This is a genomic window from Nocardioides pini (assembly GCF_026712185.1).
Taxonomy (GTDB): domain Bacteria; phylum Actinomycetota; class Actinomycetes; order Propionibacteriales; family Nocardioidaceae; genus Nocardioides; species Nocardioides pini.
Window position 1 is genome coordinate 600,471 of sequence record NZ_JAPPUX010000005.1, and the last position, 7,082, is coordinate 607,552.

Annotated in this window: 7 protein-coding genes; 4 read left to right on the top strand and 3 right to left on the bottom strand. The window is 73.2% G+C overall.

Annotated elements, in window-relative coordinates; all coding sequences use genetic code 11:
* The first annotated feature begins 99 nt into the window (after positions 1-99).
* Positions 100-1,905 (top strand): sensor histidine kinase, encoded by a 1,806-nt coding sequence (locus NYO98_RS19715; protein WP_268113532.1) that lies wholly within the window; start codon positions 100-102, stop codon positions 1,903-1,905.
* On the opposite strand, the gene NYO98_RS19720 is transcribed toward NYO98_RS19715, so the two are convergent.
* The gene (locus tag NYO98_RS19720; protein WP_326494464.1) at positions 1,844-2,341 is read right to left on the bottom strand and encodes a GNAT family N-acetyltransferase; all 498 of its coding nucleotides are present in this window, start codon (positions 2,339-2,341) and stop codon (positions 1,844-1,846) included. The two genes, NYO98_RS19715 and NYO98_RS19720, sit on opposite strands and share 62 nt — an antisense overlap.
* 97 nt (positions 2,342-2,438) lie before the next feature.
* On the opposite strand from NYO98_RS19720, the gene NYO98_RS19725 reads away from it, so the two are divergent.
* Positions 2,439-3,809, top strand: coding sequence for an NAD(P)-binding protein (locus tag NYO98_RS19725; RefSeq protein WP_268113534.1), 1,371 nt, complete (start codon positions 2,439-2,441; stop codon positions 3,807-3,809).
* Between the two features lie 100 nt (positions 3,810-3,909).
* Here NYO98_RS19725 and NYO98_RS19730 read toward each other — a convergent pair whose 3' ends face one another.
* Together NYO98_RS19730 and NYO98_RS19735 are read right to left on the bottom strand one after the other, a co-directional pair.
* Positions 3,910-4,341 (bottom strand): hypothetical protein, encoded by a 432-nt coding sequence (locus NYO98_RS19730; protein WP_268113535.1) that lies wholly within the window; start codon positions 4,339-4,341, stop codon positions 3,910-3,912.
* Between the two features lie 54 nt (positions 4,342-4,395).
* The gene (locus NYO98_RS19735) at positions 4,396-5,211 is read right to left on the bottom strand and encodes an NAD-dependent epimerase/dehydratase family protein (protein ID WP_268113536.1); all 816 of its coding nucleotides are present in this window, start codon (positions 5,209-5,211) and stop codon (positions 4,396-4,398) included.
* A 70-nt stretch (positions 5,212-5,281) separates the two neighbouring features.
* On the opposite strand from NYO98_RS19735, the gene NYO98_RS19740 reads away from it, so the two are divergent.
* Positions 5,282-5,743, top strand: coding sequence for a methyltransferase family protein (locus tag NYO98_RS19740; RefSeq protein WP_268113537.1), 462 nt, complete (start codon positions 5,282-5,284; stop codon positions 5,741-5,743).
* Positions 5,744-5,884: 141 nt separating this feature from the next.
* Positions 5,885-6,964, top strand: coding sequence for a YihY/virulence factor BrkB family protein (locus NYO98_RS19745; protein ID WP_268113538.1), 1,080 nt, complete (start codon positions 5,885-5,887; stop codon positions 6,962-6,964).
* The last annotated feature ends 118 nt before the right edge of the window (positions 6,965-7,082 follow it).

Sequence of the window (7,082 nt, forward strand, 5' to 3'; positions counted from 1 at the left end):
GGCTGAGGCCCGGATCTCCCCAGTGTCAAGGAAGCCCTGCGCTCCTTGGGCTCCGAGGCTTAGAGTCGGGGGTGCCGCGAGGTCCACGCAGGGAGTGAGATGCACGACGAACCCGACACGGGACGGCGCCACGCCGACTCGCCGTGGGCCGACGAGCAGACCCGCCAGCACCTCCAGGTCCTCGTCGAGGGCGTCGCCACCCTCGCCGGCTTCGAGCAGTCGTCGTTGACGCTGCGGCGCGACGGCCAGTTCGAGGTCGTCGCCGCAGCGGGTGTCGAGGACGGGTTCGTCGGCACGCAGGTCCCCGCGGCGTCGATCGAGAACGAGCTGCGCAACGCCGACGAGTGGGGCGTGTGGCGCTTCGTGCCCCACCACCGGGCCAGCATCGAGGCGCTCTCCTACAGCCACATCCCGGACGTGACGCCGCTCGAGGGCGAGGACGCGTGGCACCCGCTCGACCTCCTGGCCGCCCCGCTGCACGACGACCAGGGCCGGCTGCGCGGTCTGCTGTCGGTCGACATCCCCGACGACGGGCGGCTGCCGTCGCCGGCGAAGATGGAGGTGCTCACGCGCTATGCCGGGCTCGCGCGCACGCTCGTGCTGCTGGCCCTGGAGCGCGAGGAGCTGAGCGAGCAGGTGCGGATGGCCACCGAGGCCCGGGCGATCGTGCGGCAGGCCCTGGGCGAGCCGACGCTGGAGCTGGTGCTGGAGGCGTGCCGGTCGGCGGTCGTGTCGTGCTTCGACGCCGTCGGCATGTGGCTCACGGCGTTCAACCCCGACGGCGTCGGGTCCACCACGACGTCGTACGCCGTCGGCGACACCTACGACGCGCCGCCGTTCGCCGAGATCGACGACGTCGTCGTGCGGCTGGCCCAGCGCTACTGGGTCGACCAGTACGTCGCCCCGTTCTCCCGCGACAGCCTCGACCAGCCGGGCCTGGCCCACGACGACGCGGAGCGGCTGCTGGGGTTCCTCGACCGGATCGGCATCGGGTCGGTGCTCTTCGTCCCGCTCGGCGTCGGCCGCGAGTGCGTCGGCTTCCTGGTCCTCACGCGCGTGTCCGACGCACGCCGCTGGACCGACATCGAGATCGATGCGGCGCGCGACATCGGCCGCGACCTCGGCCTGGCGGTGGGCAAGGCCCGCCAGCTCGAGCTCGAGCGCGCCATCGCCGACCGCCTCCGCAAGCTCGACAGCTATCGCGTCGAGGTGGTCAACACGATGGGCCACGAGCTGCGCAACCCGCTCTTCTCGATGAGCGCCAACCTCGAGCTCCTCGACACCTCCGGCCTCGACGAGGACGGCCGCCGGTCCGTGGCCGCCGCCACCCGCGGCGCCACCCGGATGCGCGCCGTCATCGACGACATGCTCACCATGGCCCAGGTCTCCGACCCGCACCGCGAGTTCGATCCCATCCCGGTCGACCTCCGGCGCGTGGTCCACGACGTGGCCGAGGAGTGCCACGCCGCGGCGACGGCCGGGGAGGTCACCTGTGAGTCCGACCTGCCCGACGAGCCGGTGCTCGTGCCCGGCGAGCCCGAGGAGCTGCACCGCCTGCTGACCAACCTCGCGTCCAACGCGATCAAGTACACCGACCCCGGCGGCCGGGTCGCCGTCCGCGTCGCGCTTCAGGGGGACGCGGTCGTCGCGACCGTCGAGGACACGGGGATCGGCATCTCGCCGCCCGACCAGGAGCAGCTCTTCCGCGAGTTCTTCCGCTCCACCAACCCGGCGGCCCTGACACGCCCCGGCACCGGGCTTGGCCTGCCGATCGTCGCCCGGATCGTCGCGCGCCACGGCGGCTCCGTGGACATCGACTCCGAGCGCGGGCGCGGCACGACGGTCACGGTGACCCTGCCGGCCTGGGCCGAGGGCGTCGCCCCGGACCCAGCGCCAGCGTCATGAAGGTGCTCAGCGGGTCGTCGGCGTAGGAGCCGAACGGCTCGCACGGCACGAAGCCGGAGCGCGCGTAGAACCGGCGTGCGGGTGCGAAGAACTCCATCGAGCCCGTCTCGAGCGACACCCGCGAGACCCCGCGACGCCGGGCGTCGTCGAGCGCATGGGCGAGCAGCCGCGTCGCCACCCCGGTGCCCCGCAGGCGCGGCTCGGTCCGCATGCTCTTCAGCTCCTCGTGCCCGTCGTCGACGGGCGCGAGCGCGACCGTGCCGTGGATCCCGTCGTCGGCGGCGGCGACCCAGAGCCGTACGCCGTCCCCCTGCAGGGCGGTCAGGTCGAGCGCGTGCCGGCTCTCCGGCGGTGCGGTCGGCTCCAGGTCGTCGAGGTGGGCCTGCAGGAACGCCACCAGCCGCGGGTCGCCGAAGTCGGCGCGGGTGATCTGCACGGCGCCAGTGTGGCGAATGCGTGTTTCACGGAGGTGACGGCGCGGTGTATCTGGATCGGGGTGACGCGGACGGCCGTCGGTGTGCCAGCGTGTGTCCATGAGCCGCACATTGGACGTCGACCACCTCGTCGTCGGGGCCGGCGCGATGGGGATGGCCTTCACCGACGCGCTGGTCGACCACTCCGACGCGCGGGTCGCGGTCGTCGACCGCCGGCACGGCGCGGGCGGGCACTGGCTCGAGGACTACCCGTTCGTCCGGCTGCACCAAGCGTCCACGTTCTACGGCGTCGCGTCGACGGTCCTCGGCGGTCGCATCCAGGAGCAGGGCCCCGAGGCGGGGCTGCACGTGCGCGCCTCGCAGCCCGAGATCGTCGACTACTACGCCCGGGCCGTCGAGCGGCTGCGCGCGACGGGCCGGGTCGAGGTCCTCACCGGGTGCGAGGTCGTGGGCCGCACGGTCGTCTCGCGCATCTCCGGCCGGACCTGGGAGGTGCCGGAGTCCTGCCGCGTGGTCGATGCCCACTACCTGTCGCCGAGCATCCCCGCCGAGTCGTCGGCGCCGTTCTCGGTCGCGGACGACGCGCGGGCCGTCACGGTCAACGACGTGGTGCGGCTCGAGGAGGCGCCGAGCCAGTACGTCGTCGTCGGCTCCGGCAAGACGGCCACCGACGCCTGCGTGTGGCTGCTCGGCCAGGGCGTGGACCCCGACGCGATCTGCTGGGTGCGGCCGCGGGACCCGTGGATGCTCAACCGCGCGCTGATCCAGCCCGACCCGGCGATCTACCTCGGGGTGCCGGCGACGACGTTCGAGGAGGCGGCGACCTCGTCGTCGCTCGACGAGCTGTTCCTCCGGCTCGAGGACGCCGGTGTGATGCTGCGCATCGACCGGTCGGTGACGCCCACGATGGCGAAGGCCCCGACGCTCGGCGAGTGGGAGCTCGAGCTGCTGCGGTCCATCGGCAACGTCGTACGCCGCGGACACCTGCGCCACGTCGAGCGCGGCCGGCTCGAGATGGAGGACGGCACCACGGTGCGGGTCGCGGACGACGCGGTCGTGGTGCACTGCGCCGCCGACGGCCTGAAGAACCCGCCCCTCGTGCCCGTCTGGCAGCCGGACGTCATCACGGTGCAACCGGTGCGTGCGGGCTTCCCGTGCTTCGGCGCGGCGGTCACCGGCTACGTCGAGGCCACCCGCCGCGACGACGACGAGAAGAACCGCCTCTGCTCGCCGTCGCGCTTCGGCAACTCGCTGGCGCAGTGGGCCGACATGAACGTCCGCGGGACCCGGGCGTCGATGGCGCTGGGCGCCGAGCCGGACATCGCGGAGTGGGCCAACACCGTGGCGGTCAACCCGGCGCGGATCCCACCCGGGCACGCCTCCGAGGAGCTCGACCGGGTCCGTGAACGCCTCGCCGCGGCCACGGCGCCCGGCCTCGAGGCGCTCACCCGGCTGATGGCGACCGGCTGACGCGAGATCGTGGACGATCCGAGTCACCTGGTGGCTCGGATCATCCACGATGTGCCGCCGTCAGTCGGCGGGCAGGGCCTTCCTCGACCAGCGAAGCGGGTCAGTCCCAGAACCAGGTGAGGAGCTCGTTGGCCATCGGCGTGGCCAGCCAGGCGATCGTCGCGACACCGATGGCCGCGGCGACGACGTAGAGGGCGACCTCCCGCAGGGTCAGCTCCCGACGCCAGGCCCACACCATGAACAGCGACCACATCGCCACCCCGCCCGAGACGAACGGCGCCGTCGGCACCCCGACCACGGCGACGAAGCCGACCACCCCGCCGAGCGGCGTGTCGTAGGGCCACATCGCGCCCAGGTCGTAGGCGTAGATCGTCTCGCCGGCGGGGCGCTGGTGGACGCCGTTGACGTAGTACGGCAGCGCAAGGCAGACGGCGTACGGCGCCGCGGCGAGGAGCGCGACCAGGACGGCGAGGCCGGGCCGTCGTCGGTCGACGTGTGCGACGGACCGGGCTTCCGGGCGCATGACGGCCATGCCTGCAGTCTGGGCCGACGGCCCGCGCGGACCATCACCCCGATCGGGGATCCTTCAGCTGCCGGACGTCGCGTAGCCCTCGCGGTAGGACGGGTACGCCGGTGCCCAGCCCGTCGACCGCAGCCGGGCGTTGGACAGCCGCTTGCCGTGCCCCTGCGCGGGGTCGGCCGGCGGGGGAGCGGGGGCGCCGAGCCGGTCGGCGAGGTATGCCGCGACGTCCCCGAGCTGGGCGGGCGCGTCGTCGGTGCCGAGGTAGAGGTGCTCCGGCGGCGCCTCCATGGTCAGCAGGTGCACCACGGCCGAGGCCGCATCCGTGCGGTGGATCCGGTTGGTCCAGCGGTGCGGGTCGTCGATCCGGCCCTTGCGGACCTGGTCGAGCAGCCGCGTGCTGCCGCCGCCGTACAACCCGGACAGCCGCAGCACGCTTCCGTGCGGCACGCGCTCGTGGAACGCCTCCTCGGCGGCGACGAGCATGCGCCCGGGGCCGTCCGCCGGGTCGGGAGGCGTCGACTCGTCCTCGAGGTCCGGGAGGTCGTGGCTGCCGTGGACCGCGGTCGACGAGACCAGCACGGCCCGCTCCGGGGGCTCGGGCAGCGCGTCGAGCGCCCGGGCCATCCCCTCGACGTAGGTCGCCCGGTAGGACTCCTCGGTCCGCGGGCGCGCGGTCAGGGCGACGACGACGAGGCGGGGGCGTACGTCGGACAGGTCGGGCGCCTCGCGCGTGAGGTCGACCGCGCGGCCGACGAGCGGCGCGGGCACCCGCGAGGCGTTGCGTCGCAGGGCGAGCACGTCGTGGCCGAGGTCGGCCAGCCGCAGGCCGACCGCGGCGCCGAGGTCGCCGGCGCCGACGAGGAGGACGTCCGGGGTCACAGGCGCACCGTACGGGACGGCTCGCGATCCGGGGCTGTGCGCCGGCCGGTCGTCGTGGCACCGTGGTGGCATGAAGCGCCCGCCGCCCCCGCTCCTCGCGCTCGCCGCCGCGCTGGTCCAGCAGGGGCTGGCGCGCGGTGCGCCTCCCGCGTCGCGGCTGCGGCGTTCGGCCGCGGCCGCCACGGCGGCGACCTCGGTCGTCCTGGCCGGCGGCGCCGCGAGCCGGTTCCGGGCCCAGCACACGACGGTCGAGCCGTTCGACCCCTCCCAGGCGTCGTCGCTGGTGGTCACCGGACCCAACTCCCGCACCCGCAACCCGATGTACGTCGGCATGGCCGGCGTGCTCGTCGCCAACGCGCTCCGCAGGGGCTCGTGGTCGGGTGTGCTCCCGGTCGTCGCGTTCGTGGCGGTCATCGACCGCTTCCAGATCGCAGCGGAGGAGCGCGCGCTCGCGGAGAAGTTCGGCGCGGGCTACGCGGCGTACCGCTCCAGCGTCCCGCGCTGGCTCGACCTCCGGTCGTTCAGCGGATAGATGCCCAACCGGCTCGCGCAGGCGCACGAGCTCTCCCTCGAGCACGGCCTCGGTGCGCGTGACGACGCGCGCCATGCAGTACCCCTCGACGTCGAGCGCCGCGTCCCGCATGGGTCGCCACCGTGCGGGCACTGGTGTGTCATGACGCACCGATCTGTCTCCACCGACAGCGAGTCCACGAGCGAAAAGCGGGAGCGGACCGCTCCCGCGCCCGACGCAGCGGGCAAGCCGGACTCGCCCAGCGACATCGCCAAGCCCACCTGGGGCTACTCCCTGCGCAAGGCCGTGCGCGAGTTCATGGACGACCAGTGCACCGACCTCGCGGCCGCGCTGACCTACTACTCCGTCCTCGCGCTCTTCCCGGGCCTCATCGCGCTGCTCTCGCTGGTCGGCCTCGTCGGCCAGCAGCAGCAGACGGTCGACACCCTGCTGCAGATCCTGCGCGACATCGGGGCCTCGTCGGCCGCCGACACCCTCGAGCCCACCATCACCCAGCTGGCGCAGAGCCAGGGCGCCGGGCTGGCGCTCGTCATCGGGCTCCTGACCGCCCTGTGGTCGGCCTCGGGCTACGTCAACGCCTTCAGCCGCGGGATGAACCGCATCTACGAGATCGACGAGGGCCGCCCGGTCTGGAAGCTCCGGCCGGTCATGCTCCTCATCACGCTCGTGACCGTGCTGCTGGCCGCGGTCGTCGCGATCGGGCTGGTGCTCACCGGTCCCGCGGCCGAGGCGGTGGGCCGGGCGATCGGGCTGGAGTCGACCGCCGTGACGGTGTGGAGCATCGCCAAGTGGCCCGTCCTGCTGGCGGTCGTCGTGCTCATCGTCGCCCTGCTCTACTACGCCACCCCCAACGTCAAGCAGCCCAAGTTCCGGTGGATCAGCGTCGGCGCGATCATCGCCATCGTCGTGTGGGTCGTGGCGTCGGCGGCGTTCGGCTTCTACGTCGCGAACTTCTCCAGCTACGACAAGACGTACGGCTCGCTGGCCGGCGTCATCGCGTTCCTGCTCTGGCTGTGGATCACCAACCTGGCGCTGCTCTTCGGCGCCGAGGTCGACGCCGAGCTCGAGCGTGGCCGCCAGCTCCAGGCCGGCATCGCGGCCGAGGAGGAGCTGCAGCTGCCCCCGCGCGACACCCGCAAGTCGGAGAAGGCCGCCGCGAAGGAGCAGAAGGACATCGAGCGCGGGCGCAGGCTGCGCGAGTCGCGGGGACGCCGCTCCTAGGTGTACCCGGCCATGAGGTCGGTAGCAGCGAGCCTGCTTGAACGAACGAGAACCCCCGAATGGGATGTGGCTTGTCGAAGGCCCACTCCAACCCGGAGGTTCTCGTGTCCCACGGTAG